We start from the raw sequence: 771 nt of genomic DNA, 5'->3' as shown, positions 1-771 counted from the left end.
GGCGATGTGACGAGCACGGCCGCGGATGCGAATACGGCGCATTTCCATATCGAGGGCGGCTCTCACAAGCTGAAGGCTATGCGCTCGCGGTTTAAAGGGGGCAAATATGTCGTATCGAACGGCGGCTTCGGCGGAAGCAATTATTTGTTCATGACCGCTCTTATTGAAGAAGGCGTAGACCGGGCAGCTCTGCCCGCAGAGACGGGTACGATCAAGCACAGCGTCGGAAATGTTACGATTTAAGCCTCTCGATGAAAGGAGCCGTTGACGAATGTTCGATAAATACAAGGGAATACGGGATGAAGCGGACGGAGCCGGCCCGGTCGAGCGATCGGAAGAAGCGCGGAAGGAAGTCAGCAGAAGAAGCTTGCTGATAACGCTCGGCATGGGCGGAGCCGTGCTTGCCGGCAGTGCCGCAGTCGGAGCGAAGCTCTCGTATGCGGACGGCGCATCGTCCGAAGAGGCTGACGGGGGGCGTTCGATGCTGCAGGTAGCCAACATAAGCGAGCTGCTGGCCATCTCGCCCGATTCGCTCAAGCAAGGACAGCTTGTCTACGTCGGCGGGTATAACCGGAGCGGCGACGGCGGAGGGAAGCTGGTCCGTTGGAACGCGGACAGTACGAAAACCGATAACGGAGGAACCGTTCACAACCCCGCCGGCGGAAAAGAAGCCAGATGGGCAAAGAGCGCAAACAGTCGGGATATGCGGTATATAGACGGCGGGTACAAAGGCCGATTCGAGGTTGTGCATAACGGAATAGGGGATTTCCG

At 58.1% G+C, this 771-nt stretch carries 2 protein-coding genes; both read left to right on the top strand.

Annotated features, from left to right (window positions below):
- A partial coding sequence (locus tag FE784_RS41510) for a hypothetical protein (protein WP_176706885.1) occupies nt 1-243 on the top strand: 243 nt, incomplete at its 5' end.
- A 28-nt stretch (nt 244-271) separates the two neighbouring features.
- Nucleotides 272-771: hypothetical protein (locus tag FE784_RS40575; RefSeq protein WP_218103898.1), on the top strand; the 500-nt coding region annotated here is incomplete at its 3' end.

The organism is Paenibacillus hemerocallicola (assembly GCF_006265175.1).
GTDB classification, from domain to species: domain Bacteria; phylum Bacillota; class Bacilli; order Paenibacillales; family NBRC-103111; genus Paenibacillus_AB; species Paenibacillus_AB hemerocallicola.
Note: the sequence above shows the minus strand (reverse complement) of the source record. Positions and strands in the feature narration are given on the sequence as shown.